Consider the following 19664-nt stretch of genomic DNA (forward strand, 5'->3'; position numbering starts at 1 on the left):
TTCAAGAAACCCAACTAAAAAAATCCGCCGGAAGAGATACATCTCTTTCGGCGGATTTTCTTTCTTTATCCTATGCAACAATATTAATAAGTCTTCCTGGAATCGCGATGACTTTCTTCACTTCTTTGCCTTCAAGAAGTGTTTTCACATGTTCATCTTCCAGTGCAAGCTTTTCAAGCTCATCCTTCGTAACATCTTTCGATACGATGATTTTAGCACGCACTTTCCCATTAATTTGAACAGCCATTTCGACAGTATCATCGACAAGCTTCGATTCGTCATATGTTGGCCAAGTTTCATACGTCATCGTCTCCGTATGGCCCAACTTCTCCCATAGCTCTTCTGCAAGATGGGGTACCACTGGAGAAATCATTTTCACGAAACCTTCTACATATTCTTTTGGAATTGTATCTGTTTTATAGCCTTCGTTTATGAAAACCATCAACTGAGAAATCGCAGTATTATTACGCATTCCCTCAAAGTCTTCCGTCACCTTTTTCACTGTTTGATGGTAGACCTTTTCAAGTGCCCCACCTGTTTTTCCACCAATTTTCGTACTTAGAGATCCATCTTCATTGACAAACAAGCGCCAGATTCGGTCAAGGAATCGACGAGCACCATCGAGACCATTTGTCGTCCATGCTTTTGAACCTTCTAAAGGTCCCATAAACATTTCATAAAGACGTAGTGAATCTGCCCCGTGTGAATGAACAATATCATCAGGATTGACAACGTTGCCTTTAGATTTCGACATTTTCTCATTGCCTTCACCAAGAATCATTCCTTGGTTGAACAACTTCTGGAATGGCTCTTTCGTGTGTACAACACCGATATCGTAAAGTACTTTATGCCAGAAGCGTGCGTAAAGCAGATGTAGAACCGCGTGTTCTGCGCCACCTACGTAGATATCTACAGGCAACCAACGTTTCGCAAGTTCAGGGTCGATGATCATCTCATCGTTATCCGGATCGATGTAACGCAAGTAATACCAGCAACTTCCCGCCCATTGCGGCATCGTATTCGTTTCGCGGCGACCTTTCATACCTGTTTCAGGATGTGTCACATTTATCCATTCCTCGATGTTTGCAAGTGGAGACTCACCCGTTCCACTTGGTTTGATATTATCCGTTACCGGTAATACGAGTGGTAAATCCGCTTCTTCAACTGGTGTCATCGTGCCATCTTCCCAGTGGATAATTGGAATCGGCTCGCCCCAGTAGCGTTGTCTTGAGAACAGCCAGTCACGAAGACGGAATGTAATCTTCTTGTCGCCTTTGCCATTTTCAACAAACCAAGCGATCGCTTTTTCAATTGCTTCATCTTTCCCTAATCCGTCAAGGAAACCTGAATTGACATGTTTGCCATCTCCAACATACGCTTCTGCAGAAACGTCGCCGCCTGCTACAACTTCAATGATTGGAAGGTCAAATTCTTTTGCGAACTCATAGTCACGCTCATCATGTGCAGGAACCGCCATGATTGCACCCGTTCCGTAAGTCGCAAGAACATAATCCGCGATCCAGATTGGCATTTTTTCACCGCTTGCAGGGTTGATTGCGTAAGCCCCCGTAAAGACACCAGTTTTTTCTTTCGCAAGATCTGTTCGTTCAAGATCACTTTTCATTTTCACTTCATTTAGATATTTTTCGACTGCATCTTTCTGTTCTGCAGTAGTCACTTGTTCAACCAATTTTAATTCTGGTGCAAGCACTGCATATGTCGCACCAAAAATCGTATCCGGACGTGTTGTAAATGCTTCAAACGTCAGATCAGTTCCATCAATTTCGAACGTCAGCTGCGCCCCTTCTGAACGACCAATCCAGTTACGTTGCATATCTTTCAAGCTTTCCGGCCAGTCCAGTTCATCCAAATCTTCAAGAAGACGATCTGCGTAATTTGTAATACGCAGTACCCATTGGCGCATCGGACGTCGCTCGACTGGATGACCGCCACGTTCTGACTTGCCGTCAATCACTTCTTCATTCGCTAAAACCGTACCTAGTGCTGGGCACCAGTTAACAGCTACTTCATCAACATAAGCCAAGCCCTTGTTGTAAAGTTGGATGAAAATCCATTGCGTCCATTTATAATAAGATGGATCCGTTGTATTAATTTCACGGTCCCAATCGTATGAAAATCCGAGATCATTCATTTGACGCTTGAACGTCGCTATATTCTTCGCTGTAAATTCAGCGGGATCATTTCCTGTATCAAGCGCATATTGCTCGGCCGGAAGTCCAAAGGCATCCCAGCCCATCGGATGAAGGACATTATAGCCCTGCTTCCGTTTGAATGAACTTAAAATGTCTGTCGCGATATAGCCTAGGGGATGCCCAACATGAAGACCCGCCCCCGATGGATATGGAAACATATCTAACGCAAAGAACTTCGGTTTTGATGGATCATCCATCATTTTAAATGTTTTATTGTCCTTCCAGTGCTGTTGCCATTTCTTTTCAATTTGCCCGTGATTATAACTCATTTACAATTCCTCCTATTTAAATCAATTGCGCCTCGGCGTAATTGCGTCCAGATTTTGAATCGAGCTTGAGGCCTACAGGGGGGAAGGATTGAACTACATCCTTCCTTGTAGGTCATGCAGTCGTTGCGACAGGACGTCGCGAAATTAGACTGCCCTCTTAACTCCCTTCAAAATCTGTGACATCCGCCGGAGGCTTTATTTTCATTCAGCCGGTGCATGAACACCGGCTGGATGAAAATAAAAAACTCCCGTCCCTTAAAAAGATAAGGGACGAGAGTACTATAGATTCCCGCGGTGCCACCCAAATTGACGGAAAAACCGCCCAACTTGATTCCTTAACGCGGACAACGGCACGGGTTACTGATTTACTGTTTAGTAGTTCACCAATGCAGGCTCCGAGGCGAGTTCATCTCCGTCATACAGGCTTTCACCAACCGCCTGCTCTCTAAAATCGACAGCAAAGATTACTATTCCTCATCTACGCCAAAGCTATTGCTTCTAGTTTACCCGAATTGTGGCACTTTAACAACCTTCATTTCACGCCTTCAATAACGTCTTTTACAATTAATTCAGCTTCCGTCGAATCGATAACTTCTTGAATTGTAAAACCCTCAAACACTTCTTTCAATTCAAGTCCTTCAGGAGTCACATTTATTAAAGCACGCTCTGTAATTATTTTATGAACGACTGCTTTACCTGTTAACGGTAGCGAGCACTCTTTTTTAATTTTTGCTGATCCATCCTTTGCAACGTGGTCCATTATAACGATTATTTTGCGAGCGCCATGAACGAGATCCATCGCGCCTCCCATTCCTTTAATCATTTTACCAGGAATCATCCAGTTGGCGAGGTCTCCATTTTCGGAAACCTCCATGGCACCTAGAATGGCAACATCGACATGTCCTCCGCGAATCATCGCAAACGATTCTGCACTGTTAAAGTATGCAGAACCTGGAATTGATGTGACCGTCTCTTTTCCTGCGTTAATCAGGTCCGGATCGACTTCATCGGAGCTCGGATAAGGTCCGATACCTAGTAGTCCATTTTCTGATTGAAGCACGACTGTTTTATCCGGCGAAATATAGTTTGCGACAAGCGTTGGCATACCTATTCCAAGATTGACATAGTTCCCATCTTCGATTTCCTTTTCAGCCCGTCTAGCAATTCTTTCCCTTACATTCACTTCTCCCATATCACACATTCCCCTTTCATTCGCGAGTCGTCAGACGCTCAATTCGTTTTTCCTGTTTAGCTTGTAGAAGTCCTTGCACATAGATACTCGGTGTATGAATTGCTGCAGGATCTAAATCTCCCGTTTCAACGATTTCCTCTACTTCAGCAATCGTGAACTTCCCTGCTGCCGCCATCATCGGATTAAAGTTTTGTGCTGTTTTACTGTAAATCAGATTACCAAATTGATCGGCTGTTGCTGCACGGACAAGTGAAAAGTCTGCGCGCAACGCTTCTTCTAGGACATATTCTTTGCCATCGTAAATCCGAACTTCTTTTCCTTCAGCTACCAATGTACCAACACCGGCCGGCGTGAAAAATGCCGGAATACCAGCTCCGCCTGCACGGATTTTTTCGGCTAACGTTCCTTGGGGCGTTAACTCGACTTCAATTTCACCGGAAAGCACTTGTCGTTCAAATTCTTTATTTTCTCCCACATATGAGCCAATCATTTTCTTAATCTGTTTATTCTTTAGTAGAAGTCCAAGTCCCCATTCATCGACTCCACAGTTATTTGAAATGACAGTAAGGTCTTTTACGCCTTTTTCAACTAGTGCTAAAATGAGCTGTTCAGGAATCCCTACGAGCCCAAATCCACCAACCATTAATGTTGCGCCATCCTCTACCTGTGCAACAGCATCTTTTGCTGACTTATAAATCGGTTTCATTTTACATCCCCCTTTTAAATATTGCTAATTAAGTCACAATTATCTATCCCTTCAATTAAATCATTCTATAGAAGATCTTGCAATGAAAGCATTTAATCAAAATGGTATTAATCATTTCTAAATTTAATAAAAGTGAATTTTCGATGACGTTAATAAACATCCCAATAATGAGATGCCATACTTTCTAGATAAACAGACCGCCTCTGTTCACACTCAAAGCAACTGAAGCTAATGACTTTCTTTATATTCCGACAAGACAAACACCTTATGTTCCATAATTCAAATGTTACTACAATGTAAAACCATGATATAATCAACTGTTAGAGGAGTGAATGAAGTGGATAAATTGAACTTACCATTCCCTACTGAAGGGAAACGATATCATACATGGTCACGACACTTAAAGGATGAATTCGGATTTAAAGTGATGAAAGTTGCACTTGATGCAGGTTTTGATTGCCCCAACCGAGATGGTACGGTCGCTTTCGGTGGCTGTACATTTTGCAGCGTTGCAGGTTCTGGTGATTTTGCCGGAGATCGTGTTGACCCAATCGAGGTCCAATTTGCAGAGATTAGTGAAAGAATGCATAAGAAATGGAAAGACGGCAAATACATGGCTTATTTTCAGGCGTATACAAATACACACGCTCCACTCCCTAAGTTAAAAGAGAAGTTTGAAGCAGCATTGGCGCAAGAAGGTGTTGTCGCATTGTCAATCGCGACGCGTCCAGATTGCTTGCCCGATGATGTTGTGGAGTATTTGGCAGAACTGAATGAACGTACTTATTTGTGGGTTGAACTAGGACTTCAAACCGTCCATGAAAAGACCGCAAATCTTGTCAATCGAGCTCATGATTTCAAATCATACGTAGAAGGTGTCGAGAAACTGCGTAAACATGGCATCAGGGTATGTACCCATATCATTAATGGTTTACCACTTGAAGATTACGATATGATGATGGGAACTGCACGTGAAGTTGCAAAACTTGACGTCCAGGGTATAAAAATTCATCTTTTGCATTTATTAAAAGGGACACCAATGGTAAAGCAATACGAAAAAGGTCAGCTTGAATTTCTAGAAAAGCAGGAGTACATTGATCTTGTAGCTGATCAACTTGAAATCCTCCCTCCTGAAATGATTGTTCACCGTATTACAGGCGATGGTCCGATTGAATTGATGATAGGACCGATGTGGAGTGTCACAAAATGGGAAGTATTAAACGGCATTGACAAAGAACTCGAACGTCGTGATAGCTGGCAAGGGAAACATTACAAAAGGGCGGTCGAATTGATTTGAAGTTGCATCGGATTCTCCCTTTTGCAAGACAATTATTCAAAGATACAGTTCATGTAGGAGAAACCGTTATCGACGCAACGGCTGGGAACGGGAATGATACGCTTTTCCTAGCAGAACATGTCGGTGAAACTGGCCGCGTCTTTGCTTTCGATATACAGCAATCCGCACTCGATTCAACTGCTGAACATTTAGGCGACTTAAAAGAACGGGTCTCACTCATATTGGATAGTCATGCGAACGTTGAAAAGTACGTCGATGGGCAAATTGGTTGTGCGGTCTTCAACCTCGGCTATTTGCCACATAGTCAAGATCTATCGATTGTTACACAATCAGAATCCACAATTCAAGCTATCCACAAGATGCTTGGATTGTTAAAAAAAGGCGGTATAATTGCGATTTCTGTCTATGATGGACATGAAGGCGGCGCTGAAGAACGGGACGCACTTTTAGATTATGTAACAAGTTTGCACCAGGCAGACGTACACGTAATTCGTTACCAGATGATCAATCAACGAAATAACCCTCCATTTTTGATTGCTATGGAAAAAATGAAAGACTTTAAAATAGTTAAACAAGTGGAATAAATAAAAGGTTGCTCTGATTGTTATTAAATCAGTTGCAACCTTTTATTATCTTTAATTAGATATGGAATAGCTGGAAATATTGTATCTTGAGTCACGGCTGTTGATTAACCATAAAATAACTTGATCAAATACTGGGCACTACGTGTAGAATTGCTTTTGGTTCGCTTTGAATTGAACAACTTCTAAACCATTATCGAGAAGTCTTGAAAAGTAGGGATGTGACTTCGTCGCATCCCTATTTACGTGCGCCCAGCATGGGCGCACAGTGTGGCTAGACGTGATGGAGTCACTTCTAGCCACATTTGCTCCTCGGTAATAGTGTCGTAATTATTTCGCCGAAAGCGAGCCGGAAATAGTCCCATGAAAATGGCGATTTACAATCCCTTCTCGCCATTTTTTATGCTAGTTAATGGCTATTCAATACGCGTCATATTAAGTTCAACTATTCACTTTTCATAATCCCGCAAATCGGCAATCGGATCTATCGTTTTCAGGTCTACATTCTCCATAAACTTTATCAGACTCGTGGCTGTTTGTGCTGCACTGCTTAACAAGCCTTTTTCTTTGTAGTCTATAAAACGCCCAAGGAGTGGAAATGCCTCTTCCTTACTTCCCCGAATAGTCTCCTGCATATCGGTATCAATAATGCCCGGCGCGATAGATACAATTCCCACGGGAAACGCCGCACTTTCCTGTTCTAGTGTGATCACGCGCGAAAATTGATCAAGTCCAGCTTTCGTTGTGCAATATGTCCCCCAGCCTTCATAAGCATTGCGGCCCGCTCCGGAAGATATATTCACAATTCGCTTCAATCCTTCACAATCTTTTAATTTCTTAATGAATGCATTTGAAAGAATCATAGGAGCTGTCAAATTGAGCGCTAAAGCACTTGTCATTTCTTCTGCATTCACTGTCCCAATCAACCCTATGGGGTCAACCGTTCCGGCATTATTAACAAGTGTGAATGAAGTAATTTTCTCCGGAGCGGTAAATAAAATTTCATCCATAAGAGTTTCTAGCATATCTGTTTCAGTAAGATCTGCTTCGACAAACTTTACCCCATCCAGTTCCCTTACAGTGCGTGCAATTCCAATAACATAATGTCCCTTAGCACTTAATTGTTTTATAAGTTCATAGCCAATCCCTTTTGACGCACCTGTAACAATATACATATTCATTCATTCCACCCTTTCTGTATACATACTCAACAAAAATTCCATGTTAATCATTTTAAGAAATTTCGAGAAATCAATCTTACTAACAGCTGTCCTATCAGAAATACGAACGAACTAATTATAACTGCCCCATCTCTGCCAACGGGTTTAAACCAACCACCGTCATCAATGAAATTTGAAGCCAACAATAACGATCCTATTCCAGTAACAATATTGACTAAGAAAACATACCTTAATTTTATATTTCTCGATAATAAACCTGTTACTAGAATGAATAATATAGAACCAACAAATAGAAATCTTGCTTCCTCTCGCTTAATATGCTGCCCATATTCATAGTAGTGAAATAGGAAAGATACCGGTATTAATGAAACAATCAACCATAGTATTTTCATGAAACCCCTTATAACTATCCATTCACTCCCCAATCGACAACTCGCTTAAACGCATGATAGCTTCATGCTCTTCAAACGAACTAAACCAACGATAATTATTGTTATCTAAAATTCTATAATGTTTGCTGATCACATTTTGTTGCAATCGAAAATTCCCTTTACAATCAATTTCATTCCACCAAATTCTGCCCCCCATGGATTTATCTCTTGGCCTATCTATTCCGTTATGTGCAAGTGTTTCAATGATTTCTAGTGGTTCATCCCCTAAAACAGACCGCAAAATTTCACTGTCCCTGAATAATGCACAAACCGTAATTACAGTTGTCCAACCCGCTAACGTTCTTCCTTTTTCGATTTGAATAAGTGTCTTTTTTGAAATACCTATAATGTCTGCCATTTTCTCTTGTGAATAACTTTTTTCCAACCGAATTAGTCTCATTTTTATTGAAATAATTTCTATTACCTGCCCTTTATTCATCATTTCCACCTCCTAGGTTACTAATTACACCAATTGGTGTAATTTTACACCCGAATTTATTATATAGCAAATATATGCAAACAAAAATAGGGCTATCTATATAAACTGTAACTCAATTGGAGGTACAGTTTATATACTAGCCCTTATCATATTTACACGTTCAAATTATGTTTTTGACGTAAAAATACACTTATTCGATAATAGATAATTTAACGGTTTTGCGTCCCCATTTAAATGCTTCGCTCTTTGTAGGAATGAAGACATCGATTTTATTCCCTTTGATGGCACTGCCAATATCACCTGCGATTGCATATCCATATCCTTCGACAAAAACTTTTGTACCGAGCTCTATAACATTCGGATCAACTGCAATCACCTTCAGATTTGAATTTTCTCTTAAGTTAATACCTGTTTTCGTTATACCGGAACAACCGCTACAATAAGCTGTATAAGCAGTTGCTGTTACGGTGAACTCTTTGACGACATTAGTGGCAGCTGAACGCGATACAATCTTTGAAGTAGGCTTTTCTGCAGCTGCGGTTGATTCCCCACTTGCCTTCGCATTTGAATCAATAATTATTTCTTGATTTGGAGATATTATATTCGACTGTAAATTATTACTTGATTTAATATTTGCGACTGTTGTATTATGCATTCTAGAAATATTGAAAAGCGTGTCTCCCTTTTTAACTGTATAGTTTGAAATTGATGTAGACTCCTTCTTTGTTTCATTTAACATTTTGGGTGTTTGGTATAGCGTATCTCCGATTCTAACTATATCTGTTTGAGATGATGCATAAACCGCCTGTGCTCCACCAACCAATAAAGCGATTGTCAATACTTGTGCCAAAAGATAGTTTTTCATTTACTCGTCTCCTTGTTTTGTATTCTAAGGTGTCAGCTTCCCCACCTTGTATTACAAGAACGTTACAACGAGTTATCTTTTTCATTACAAATAACCAAAAAAGCCCATTAAATTATTTCTCTAGAATCGAAGCGGTTTATAACCAGAATCAACATTTCTCTTATTGTAGTTAATCAAGGTGCGATACTACGTAACTTAGCAACTCACAAAAAAGCCATTATCCCAATTGGAATAATGGCCTTTTGTTATTTAAGTATTTTTATTTTCACGTTTTTTCGGCCCCATTTAAACGCTTCGCTTTTTGTCGGATAGAACACATCGATTTTATTTCCTTTGATGGCGCTTCCTGTATCGCCGGCGACTGCGTAACCGTAACCTTCTACATATACTTTTGTTCCGAGTTTAATGACTTTCGGATCGACAGCAATTACTTTCAAGTGTGGATTACTTTTCAGGTTAATACCTGTTTTTGTAATCCCCGAACATCCATTACAACTCGCAGTAAAAGCACTTGCTGAAACCGTGAATTCTTTAACTACATTATCGGAGTCTGACCGAGATGGTGTTTTTTTAGTGGATTTGACTGCTTTTTTGGGTGTAGCTTTCTTCTTAACTACTTTCCCTGCGGAAATGACTTTCAGTTTCATATTCGGGTGTATTGTGTTTGACTTGAGGTTATTCCATGATTTCAACTTAGAAACAGATACATTATGAACCTTGGCAATTTTATATAACGAATCGCCTTTCTTCACTGTGTAATTTGAAGATGCTGCCATGCTTTCTTGAGCACCGCTGACTAGCAATGCCATCGTAAGAACGAGTGTCAATAGAAGTTTTCTCAATTTTTCTACTCCCTGCTATTTAGTCTATAATTAATACTAACAATCGTTTATTACAAGAACATTACATTTAGCTACCTTTAGCGTTACAAAAACAGGACACATATTACAAACAAAGAGAGGTATGTAATGAAAAAAATATCTATTCGTAATGCGACAAGAAATGACACCAAAGCTGTTACTGAACTACTCGTGAAAAGTCACTGGTTCACATATGATAGGCTATATTCCAAAGATTATATTAAAAAATTGATTAAACAATATTACAACGTGCAACGTATTGAACAGGAAATCGTCTCAATTAGTAATGAGTGGCACGGTTACTTTATAGCTGAAATGAACGGGAAGATTGTCGGAGCAATCGCTGGCGGTATGACGAATAGTAATTCTGGCGAAATATATGTCTTTTATTTGGATCCTGAAATGCGTGGAATGGGAATTGGTACACGTCTACTGGATTTTGCCACTAAAATACAAAAGCATTCATATGGGGCAAGCGAGCAGTGGGTTTCTGTCGCAAAAGGAAACGATTACGGCATCCCTTTTTATGAGGCACGCGGATTCATCTTTCAATACGAAGAGCTTGCATATGGTACATCCGTAGAAGATCAAGATATATCATTGAAGTATAAGCGATACATAAAATAAAGTTAGGTGAATGCGATGACAACTATAATAGGATATATCTTGGAAATGATTCCTTATTTACTAATTGCTTTGCCCTTCATACTGTTTTTTCGGATTGTTTACAATAAATTCCATGGTTCCGAGAAAATTAATGGGTTCCACGAAACCGGTGTCGTTGTCTTTCTTTTATTCATGACTGCGGTATTATCTCAAACAATCCTAACCTTTCTCTACACAGGACCAGTTGTTACACGTACTTTTTCAAATTTAAATCTAATACCTTTCAGAGTTTTCCAGGATAATTATTATGCCATTACAGAATTAAACTTTTGGCAGCCGTTCATCATTAATTTTTTGGGTAATATATGTATCTTTGTGCCAATCGGCTTTATGGTTCCATTATTATGGATCAGGTTCAACCAATTTTGGAAAGTTGCACTTGTCGGTTTCCTTCTCTCTCTTTTTATAGAGACAACTCAATTATTTCAGGCTCGAAGCAGTGATATCGATGATTTATGGTTGAATACAGTAGGTAGCATACTTGGTTACAGTGCCTACCGTATTGTTAGAAAATATTCCCCTGCATTTGTCCGTCTTTATAAAAAATAAAAATATCGAACGTAATATATTGCATATCTTCCAACCAGCTTCAATTTATTGTATACTAGAGAAGCGACGACAAATACAGGATGGTGATTCACAATGCCGGTACCGACAAATCATGCAATGCCGCTTCGAGTTTCAGCGAAAGAAAATGCATTTAACCAATTACAGCAATGGATTATTGATGGTACTTTACATCCAGGTGAAAAGCTGAATGATACAGAACTCGCTCAGGCTTTGGGCGTAAGCAGGACACCTATCCGGGAATCCCTGCAACTGCTTGAAGTACAGGGATTTGTGAAGATGTACCCTGGTAAAGCAACGCAAGTGACAGAAGTGGAAAAAGACTCCATCACAGACCTTTTACCACCGCTTGCCGCGTTACAAGCATTATCCGCTGAATTGGCAATTCCCCAGCTAACAGAAGAGACGATTAACTTACTTGATAGCACGAATAGAAGATTCGCTCGTGCAGTCTATACGGAAGATTATTTTGCAGCATTGAAAATCGACGAAGAGTTCCACCAGATCATCGTTGATGTAGCGAATAATTCATACATCACAACAATGGTAGCATCACTTCAAGCACACGTCAGACGATTATTCTTCCATAACTCGATTATTTTGACTGAAAAGTCGATTGATGAGCATGATTTAATCATCAATTCAATGAAAGAACGAGATGCTTTGGCAGTTTCCTCTATTATGCGTGGAAATTGGTTACGTGCAATCGAGGAATTTCATTCTATAAAATCCGAATAAATGTAAAAGGTTGTACAATAAATGACGTTGGTGAAAGAAAACCCCCATCCCTTTTAAAGGAGATGAGGAGGATCTTCACTAACGTCATTTTTTATAAATATATGGGACAAAGTAATCCTGCAACCCGCTGATTTCCGTTCCGAGCGGACGCTTTCCGCGGGCACGGCCTCAGCCTCCTCGTCGCGAAGATCGCGCTCCTGTGGGGTCTTCGGCTCGCGCTGTTCCCGCAGGAGTCGCCGCTCTGCACTCCAATAAGCTAGAAAGTGTAGGAGTCATAAGTTCAATATAAATAGAAGACAAGTGAGATTCCCTGTAGAATAAAAGTCGACTAAAACCATCATCCAGGAGGGAATTCACTTGTCATATTCTAATAGTATTAAATCTTTGCTTGATATTCAAGACGAAAACATTAATGTTGACGAAAATTGTGTAAAAGAAGGAACCTATAAAGGAAAAAGGTGTAAATACATTTCCGGGAAGTTAACCTATACTCCCACACATTGCGTGAAATGCGGTGTGAAAAATACCGACTTTACATTCTATAAAAACGGGACACAATTATCCAGCGTAGAATATAAGTATTACTCATTGTTTGGACAACGTACAGGACAAAGTATTGTAGACGAGATGTTGGATTATGATCCTGCACTAAAAGAGAACTATGAACTTTATCAAGAGATAATGGAATTCATGTCAAATAAGAACTTCCCGGCACTATCGTCTTGTTTGACAACACCTGTTTCACCTTTTATTTCAAATTATATGAGAACGAATTTAAATACGTTGAGAAAACATCTTCCGTTTATAGAAAATAGTTTTATTTACCCCTATAATAACGGAAGAATTGAGGGGAATAACAATAAGATTAAAGTATTGAATCGTGTCGCCTATGGATATAGAAACTTCCAGAACTACAGAAAACGAATCCTATTACACTTTAAGTTAAAACCATCGGTTAAACAGCAAAAACAAGGACAATCCCATTTTGAAGCTGCATAACATTTATGTGGGTTTTATAGGTTTGAAATTCATTTGTCTATTTTCGTGTCCTATACAAGTGCAATAGTAGTTGTTTGGAGTGCAAGATGGCGACTCCAGCGGGAACAGCACGAGCTGAAGACCCCACAGGAGCGTGCTTTTCGCGACGAGGAGGCTGAAGCCGTGCCCGCGGAAAGCGTCCATCTGGAACGGAAAACAACGGGATACATGGAGGCCTATATGAAAAAGGACTATCCTAAAAAATCAGCTTTACTGACTTCTTGGATAGCCCTACAATAACCAAATTATGGTTGGCTACTATTCTTCGCCAACGTCATTTGACAAAGAACCATGTAAAAAGCCGGCCCTCAATGAGGACCGACTTTTTATTATGCTTCTGTTATCGTTTTTTTCTGTATGCGTGCAATTATTCCAGTTATTAATATGACTATGAAAACCGGTAGTAACCAGCCAAGTCCTTGACTATAGAAAGGAAGCACTTGTTCATAAAATGATACAATTGGCGCTAACCAACCAAAATAATCTATTTCCAGTGAAGTACAAAGTGTTTTGAATCCATCAATTACACTAATCATAAATGCTACGACCGTAGCTGATACATAAACCATACGTGAATGGTTGAATAATGGTGATAAGAACGTAAGGATCATTAATACAACCGCGAGCGGATACAAAAACATCAAAACTGGAATTGAATAAGTAATGATATTTGCCAATCCAAAATTCGCAATAACAAAACAGAATGTTGAGAAGAAAATTACGAATGCTTTGTAGCTGATTTTCGGTAGAATTGTATTGAAATATTCACCACATGCTGTGATCAATCCGATACTCGTGGTCAAACATGCGAGAATGATTACAACAGCGAGCATAACTAATCCAAATGTCCCTAAGTAATGAGAAGATGCGCCACTCAAGACTGGGCCACCTGTGTCTAGCAGACCAAATAATTCCGTGCTTGTCGCCCCTAAGTAAGCAATCCCTACATAGATAAGACCAAGAAACGCTGTCGCAATCGCTCCTGTTTTGGCTGTAGCTAGTAAAATATCACGCTTACTTGTCACACCCATCGCACGGATTGCGTTAATGACGATGATTCCGAAGACGAGTGAAGCGAGTGCGTCCATAGTGTTATAGCCTTCCATTACTCCCTTTACTAATGCGCCACTTGTATAATCGCCTTGCGGGGGCTGAATTACACCCATTGGTTTTATAATAACCATGGCCAACAAAGCCATCAGCAGAACGATGAGTGCTGGTGAAAGGATTTTACCAACCCGATCAACAATTTTCGCGGGATTTAATGATAACCATAATGTTAGACCGAAGAATAACAAAGTAAAGATGATTGAACCAATCTGAATATAATCCTCGCTAATAAATGGAGCGATTCCGATATCAAATGCAACTGCACCAGTACGTGGAGCTGCGAAGAGCGGACCAATTGTTAAATAGAGAAGTGATGTGAAAATAATTGCATAAACTGGATGAATCCGACTTGCTAGTTGTTGTAGATTTTGGCTTCCTGAGAAGCCCATCGCTAGGATACCGAGAAATGGAAGCCCAACGCCAGTAATCAAAAACCCGATTACAGCCGGCCACATGTTCGTTCCAGCGTATTGTCCAAGCTGTGCTGGGAAAATAAGGTTCCCTGCTCCGAAAAATAGTGCGAATAGCATCAAGCCGATGGCAAGATACGATGAAAATGATAACTGCTTTTGCATAATTCTAGTTCCCCCTCGATGTTAGCGTCCATTTTATGTATGCAATATATTGCTAAAATAATAATACGCTTATTTCTTCCTAAATGCAATATATCACTTTAAGTTAATTAAAGATACCTGTTGTAGCTCATAACAGCAACAGGTATCTTTTTACAACTCTAAATATTCCCTTTTATCCTTAAGAACGTCATCAGTCTACCCTTTTCTGGAACCCTTATTCAACTTTAGTCCGAGATCTAAATTAACTCATGTAGCAATCTCGAAAATGCGCAACGCCCTGACAAATAACGATTTCGTCCGAAGCATTAATTACAATCCTGATTCCGTAGAAAGTTAACTTCACCTAAGCTACTCAATGGGTTACTTAATCAAAAACTCTGCTTGACTATGCCCTTCTTTCGACTTTTTCACTTCAAGAATCGCAGGGAATGCCGCTTTCAGTTCTTCAACGTGAGAAATGACACCAATCATGCGCCCTGACTTTTGCAGGTCAATTAGCGTATCAATCGCTTTGTTCAGTGACTCTTCATCAAGTGAACCGAATCCTTCATCAATGAACATCGTATCGATTGAAACCGATCCTTGGAAGCTTTGAATGACATCCGCCATACCTAATGCCAAGCAGAGAGATGCATTGAACTTTTCACCGCCTGACAGTGTCTTCACATCCCGCGTTTGCCCTGTATAAGCATCGTAAACGTCAAGACCTAGCCCACTTTGCCTGCCTCTCACTTCCTGCCTATCACTTCTGATTAAGGCAAATTGGCCATTCGACATTTCTTTCAACCGTTCATTCGCAGATTGAATGATTCGTTCCAAGTATTCAATTTGAATATAGCGTTCGAATGATAGCTTCAATCCGTTCTGTCCTCTAACAACATCGTAAAGGTCAGTAATTTTTCCGTATATCCGCTCAAGTTCAATCACTTTTGCAGACGATTCCACAAGTTTCGCTTTCAAACCAAATGCAATCTTTTCATATTCCGATGATGCATTGTAATCAGTAAGGGCTGATTCATAACCATTTTTTAATTCAGTCACTTTTATTTCCAGGGTAGCTAGATCCGTCATTTCTTTTCCTTCGAGCATCAATCGTAACTCAGCTACAGTTTCGCGCAAAGTATGAAGCCGCTGTTTAAACTCCACAACTTGTTCCTTCAATGAATTACGGTCTGCTTCAGTCATTTTTGACTCACGATAAGCCTGTTCAGTCGGAAACGCCGATTTCTGTAATACTTCTTTGAATCTATTTTCGGCATGGTTTCTCTTCTCTTCTATTTCCTCTAAAGATTTTACTGCATGAATTTCAGAGGATTTTGCCGTTGTCAGTTGTTGTATTGCTTCTTCACGTACTTTCTGCACCGTTTCCCAAGCACGGTCCAACTCCGATTTACTCTTTTCTGTTTCGAGAATTCGCTGCTGTAAAAGAGAATGGATGCGGACGTCTTCCGGGATTGTCTGTACTGTCGATTGCAAAACGGCTAATTGAGTATTGTAAGAAGATTGCTGTTGAAACAATGTAAGTGCCATCTCAGATTTAGTTGTCACGAATCGCGTGGCAATTATTTCTTGCTTTTTTGCTTTCTCTTTTAGTTCAACCAGTAGTTTCCTTTCATTACGAAGAACAGCTACTTCTCTTTCTAAATTTACTCTGGACTCATGCAGATTATTTTCATCTACTTCTATTGTAAGCCGTTTCATTTCCAATTCTATGCCATTTCTCTGTTCGACTGCATTTTGATAGGTGATTGTCGTATTTCGGAATTGCCCCTCGACTTCTGTTAACCGAGCTTTTTCCGACTCAAGCTGTTCCCTTGATACGACCACTTCAATTGTTTTATGCGATTTGACGGGATGATGTTCGCTTCCACACACCGGGCACGATTCCCCGTCTATAAGTGACTCTGCCAACATCGCTGCCTGGTTATCCAACCACAGTTGTTCCACTGCATCATATTCCGATTTACACGTCTTATAATTCGTTTCTTGGACGCTCTTTTCTTTTTCCAATACATTCACCCGATTTTGCATGGCGATGAATTCATCCAGCACTTTACATTTTTCATTCACTTCATTTAGTTGATCAATACGTTCATCATACATAACAAGCCTTTTTTCAAAGTTATCGATTTCTAGTTTCAAACTGTCAAGCTTAACATTTTCTTCTTCTGTTTTCCCAACCAATGCAGCGAGCTCTTTTTCTAAACGAATGTTTTCTTTTTTCAGTACATCTAAAGCCTCTTCTTTAGCCGCTAAACTTGCAACTGCCGGAAGATAGTCATTTAATCGAGTCAAGTTTTCAGCCAGTTTTTCACGTTGCACTTTTCTTCCTTCTTCAACATGAAATTGGTGTTTAGCATCTTCCATCTTTTCTGCTGCAACCTGCACTGCTTGCTTGGCTATCTTAAATTCATTTGATTTGGTTACAGCTTCCGCTTTCAATGAGAGAAACTGCATCTCGATTTCACCAATGGAAACAGCCCGTTCCGCATTGACTATCTGGTGCTCTTTACGCTCCATAATTGGCAATTGTTCTATTAACCCATTTAAATTCGACTCTTTTTGCTGCAGTTCAACGAAGCGTTCATTCATGCTTTTCGCAGCGTGATACATTTCTTGCATTTTTGTATGCTTCAAATATGCGTCATCATAGCTTTTTTTAACGATAACTGTATTTTCTTGATAAAATGTGAGTTCCTCTTCCAATCCTAGTACGACTTGGTTCACGTTATAATATTCATTTGCCAAGACAGTAAAAACTGAGGATTCCCGTTCCGGCAGTAAGGATGTTATTTGACCAATATGCCCTTCGCTTAATTGCATTTCTTTGGTAAGCGTCGCCTGTGCACCGTCTTTCTGCCCTTTCAACTGCTCCACAATTTCACGGTACTGATCCGTCTTGAATATTTTACGCATAATTGTTTCTTTGTTTTCTGTATCAGATGTCAGAAATTTCCGGAACTCTCCTTGAGGCAACATAACAATCTGACTGAATTGCGCCTGTGTGAAACCAATCAGTTCTTCCGCCTTTTTGTTGATTTCAGAAACGATTTGCCTATCGACCAGCGGTACTTCCCCGTTTACCGTAAGTTCATAAAACTCGCTGCGCGCAGCCGTTTCGGACTTGTTTCCTTTTTTCAGATAAGGGATTTGACGCATGATACGGTACTTCTTGTTATGTATCTCAAATGTCAGCTCGACGGCTGTCTGGACTGTATCGTCAGCAAAGTCGCTTCGCATCGCCCGGATATCCGTCCGGTCTTCTCCACTCGCCTGGCCGTACAATGCAAAACAAATTCCATCGAATATCGTCGTTTTCCCAGCCCCGGTCGCACCTGAAATGACGAATAGCCGATTGTCTTTCAATTCCCTAAAATCGACTGTTTCCGTCCCTTTATACGGACCGAACGCTGTCATCGTCAATTGAATAGGTCTCAAAGTCCCGTCCCCTCCTTCTGCATAACTTCATGGAGAACTTGCGCAAACAATTCTTCCGTTTCCGCATCTGCCGCCTCGCCTTTCATTTCTTCGTAAAATGCTTTAAATAATGTTAAATCATCGTGTTTACCATGTTCCGTCCTCTGTTGTTCGTCCACTCTATTCGCAGTCAGCTTGACCATTTTACGCTCAACATGCATCGCATTCGGATAGACCGAACGAACTTTTTCCATTGGAAATAAAACCGGCGTTTCATCCAGCAATTTCACGAAAACATAATCCTCACTTATAGGATGCAATAAGATATCTTCCATCGTACCTTCGACCGTCCGCATATCATGTTCCGGTTTCAACTCACGTTTTTCAATAATGGTGTGTCCATCAGCGTCCATATCGACAATGAAAAAACCTTTTTTATGATGTTCTTCTGAAATCGAATATTTCATCGGCGAACCTGCAAAACGGACTGACTCATTCAATACATAATGCGCCTGATGCAAATGACCAAGTGCCGTGTAATGGAACGGTTCAAAAAGATGTGCCGATACGTATTCCGCACCGCCAATCGCGAGTGGCCGTTCCGAATCACTTGTGTTGTCTTCGCTTTCTCCATGAGGTGTTACAAACGCATGTCCAACAAAAACGTGTCGCGCACTATTTGACATCTGGGAGCGAATCCCTTCTATCACTTTTTTCATCGCGTCATTATGATTCGCAATCGTTTCATCTCCATGTATATGTTTCACGACGGAAGGATCTGCAAATGGAACCAGGTGAAAATGGACTTCGCCGAATTCATCCGTCAAAACGACCGGCTCAATAACTTTCGTCAGTTGACCGGCTATATGATAACCGTTTGCTCGCATCAATCCGCTGCCAAAATGGAGACGCCCAGGACTATCATGGTTACCGCTAATAGCGAGGACCGGCGTCCCTAGTTCTATGGTGATTCGTTCGAGCACTTCATCGAGCAACGCAATGGCTTCTGTTGGCGGTACTGCCCGGTCATACAAATCCCCTGCGATGACGACCGCATCGGGCTTCTCCTCTATGATTGCCTCTATAAATTGGTCAAGAACATACCGTTGTCCGTCTGTCATGTAAATGCCTTGAACAAGCTTACCTAAATGCCAGTCTGCAGTATGGAAAAACTTCACTGTCATTTCCCCTTTCAATGATCTTTTCTACTACTTTACAGGACAAACCGAGAAAAATGAAACATGCATTCCTTTTTTCAATTCCAAAATTAAGGTTGACCTCCCAATTTTTCTATGCTTATATTAGAGATGAATCCAATTTCATAAGATCCACCGCTAGGGGTGCTCTAACAGAGCTGAGAGAGGCATGTGTCTTGACCCTTATAACTTGAACTGGTTAATACCAGCGTAAGGAAGAGGTGCTGACACAATATTTCTGCCAGTCTGTTTTTGCAGATACAATTGACAGTCTACAACCCACTTCTTTTTCAAGGAGTGGTTTTTTTGGTTGGCTATCAATT

16 protein-coding genes, 1 riboswitch and 1 other annotated feature are annotated in these 19664 nt (G+C 40.4%); of the genes, 6 read left to right on the forward strand and 10 right to left on the reverse strand.

Annotation, left to right across the window (positions count from 1 at the left end; all coding sequences use genetic code 11):
- Positions 1 to 70: 70 nt before the first annotated feature.
- The 3 genes from leuS to AC1TO4_RS09230 form a co-directional block, all read right to left on the reverse strand.
- Positions 71 to 2482, reverse strand: a complete 2412-nt coding sequence (gene leuS, locus AC1TO4_RS09220) for a leucine--tRNA ligase (RefSeq protein ID WP_482105069.1) — start codon at positions 2480 to 2482, stop codon at positions 71 to 73.
- A 263-nt stretch (positions 2483 to 2745) separates the two neighbouring features.
- Positions 2746 to 2972: a binding site (T-box leader), on the reverse strand.
- Positions 2973 to 3014: 42 nt separating this feature from the next.
- The gene (locus AC1TO4_RS09225) at positions 3015 to 3674 is read right to left on the reverse strand and encodes a 3-oxoacid CoA-transferase subunit B (protein WP_482105070.1); all 660 of its coding nucleotides are present in this window, start codon (positions 3672 to 3674) and stop codon (positions 3015 to 3017) included.
- Between the two features lie 16 nt (positions 3675 to 3690).
- Entirely contained in the window at positions 3691 to 4380 is a 690-nt protein-coding gene (locus AC1TO4_RS09230) for a CoA transferase subunit A (protein WP_482105071.1), read from the reverse strand.
- 337 nt (positions 4381 to 4717) lie between these two features.
- On the opposite strand from AC1TO4_RS09230, the gene mnmL reads away from it, so the two are divergent.
- Both mnmL and mnmM read left to right on the forward strand, forming a co-directional pair.
- Positions 4718 to 5677, forward strand: a complete 960-nt coding sequence (mnmL, locus tag AC1TO4_RS09235; protein ID WP_482105072.1) for a tRNA modification radical SAM protein MnmL/YtqA — start codon at positions 4718 to 4720, stop codon at positions 5675 to 5677.
- Positions 5674 to 6261, forward strand: coding sequence for a tRNA 5-(aminomethyl)-2-thiouridylate-methyltransferase MnmM (gene mnmM / locus AC1TO4_RS09240; protein ID WP_482105073.1), 588 nt, complete (start codon positions 5674 to 5676; stop codon positions 6259 to 6261). The genes mnmL and mnmM overlap by 4 nt, the downstream gene beginning before the upstream one ends.
- A 446-nt stretch (positions 6262 to 6707) precedes the next feature.
- Here the strand turns inward: mnmM and AC1TO4_RS09245 are convergent, their stop codons facing one another.
- The 4 genes from AC1TO4_RS09245 to AC1TO4_RS09260 all read right to left on the reverse strand — a co-directional run bounded on the left by AC1TO4_RS09245 (position 6708) and on the right by AC1TO4_RS09260 (position 10016).
- Positions 6708 to 7439 (reverse strand): SDR family NAD(P)-dependent oxidoreductase, encoded by a 732-nt coding sequence (locus AC1TO4_RS09245; protein WP_482105074.1) that lies wholly within the window; start codon positions 7437 to 7439, stop codon positions 6708 to 6710.
- Positions 7440 to 7853: 414 nt separating this feature from the next.
- The gene (locus tag AC1TO4_RS09250; RefSeq protein ID WP_482099849.1) at positions 7854 to 8309 is read right to left on the reverse strand and encodes a helix-turn-helix transcriptional regulator; all 456 of its coding nucleotides are present in this window, start codon (positions 8307 to 8309) and stop codon (positions 7854 to 7856) included.
- A gap of 190 nt (positions 8310 to 8499) precedes the next feature.
- Entirely contained in the window at positions 8500 to 9174 is a 675-nt protein-coding gene (locus AC1TO4_RS09255) for a 3D domain-containing protein (protein WP_482105075.1), read from the reverse strand.
- A 245-nt stretch (positions 9175 to 9419) separates the two neighbouring features.
- Positions 9420 to 10016 (reverse strand): 3D domain-containing protein, encoded by a 597-nt coding sequence (locus AC1TO4_RS09260; RefSeq protein ID WP_482105076.1) that lies wholly within the window; start codon positions 10014 to 10016, stop codon positions 9420 to 9422.
- Between the two features lie 126 nt (positions 10017 to 10142).
- Here AC1TO4_RS09260 and AC1TO4_RS09265 point away from each other — a divergent pair, with 126 nt between their 5' ends.
- From AC1TO4_RS09265 to AC1TO4_RS09280, 4 genes are all read left to right on the forward strand, one after another.
- A complete protein-coding gene (locus tag AC1TO4_RS09265) occupies positions 10143 to 10661 on the forward strand; it encodes a GNAT family N-acetyltransferase (protein WP_482105077.1) in 519 nt (172 codons plus the stop codon).
- 15 nt (positions 10662 to 10676) lie between these two features.
- A complete protein-coding gene (locus AC1TO4_RS09270) occupies positions 10677 to 11249 on the forward strand; it encodes a VanZ family protein (RefSeq protein ID WP_482105078.1) in 573 nt (190 codons plus the stop codon).
- A 93-nt stretch (positions 11250 to 11342) separates the two neighbouring features.
- Positions 11343 to 12005: a GntR family transcriptional regulator gene (locus AC1TO4_RS09275; RefSeq protein ID WP_482099854.1), complete on the forward strand. Its 663-nt coding sequence runs from the start codon at positions 11343 to 11345 to the stop codon at positions 12003 to 12005.
- Positions 12006 to 12362: 357 nt separating this feature from the next.
- Complete coding sequence (locus AC1TO4_RS09280; protein WP_482099855.1) at positions 12363 to 13004, forward strand: ISL3 family transposase; 642 nt, start codon at positions 12363 to 12365, stop codon at positions 13002 to 13004.
- A 368-nt stretch (positions 13005 to 13372) separates the two neighbouring features.
- Here AC1TO4_RS09280 and brnQ read toward each other — a convergent pair whose 3' ends face one another.
- From brnQ to AC1TO4_RS09295, 3 genes are all read right to left on the reverse strand, one after another.
- Positions 13373 to 14728 carry a branched-chain amino acid transport system II carrier protein gene (gene brnQ, locus AC1TO4_RS09285; protein ID WP_482105079.1) on the reverse strand — a complete coding sequence of 452 codons (1356 nt, stop codon included), beginning with the start codon at positions 14726 to 14728 and terminating at the stop codon, positions 13373 to 13375.
- Positions 14729 to 15088: 360 nt separating this feature from the next.
- Positions 15089 to 18166, reverse strand: coding sequence for an AAA family ATPase (locus tag AC1TO4_RS09290; protein ID WP_482105080.1), 3078 nt, complete (start codon positions 18164 to 18166; stop codon positions 15089 to 15091).
- The gene (locus AC1TO4_RS09295) at positions 18163 to 19323 is read right to left on the reverse strand and encodes an exonuclease SbcCD subunit D (RefSeq protein WP_482105081.1); all 1161 of its coding nucleotides are present in this window, start codon (positions 19321 to 19323) and stop codon (positions 18163 to 18165) included. The genes AC1TO4_RS09290 and AC1TO4_RS09295 overlap by 4 nt, the downstream gene beginning before the upstream one ends.
- A gap of 148 nt (positions 19324 to 19471) precedes the next feature.
- Positions 19472 to 19575, forward strand: a riboswitch (TPP riboswitch).
- The last annotated feature ends 89 nt before the right edge of the window (positions 19576 to 19664 follow it).

Source organism: Sporosarcina sp. Y838 (assembly GCF_056786515.1).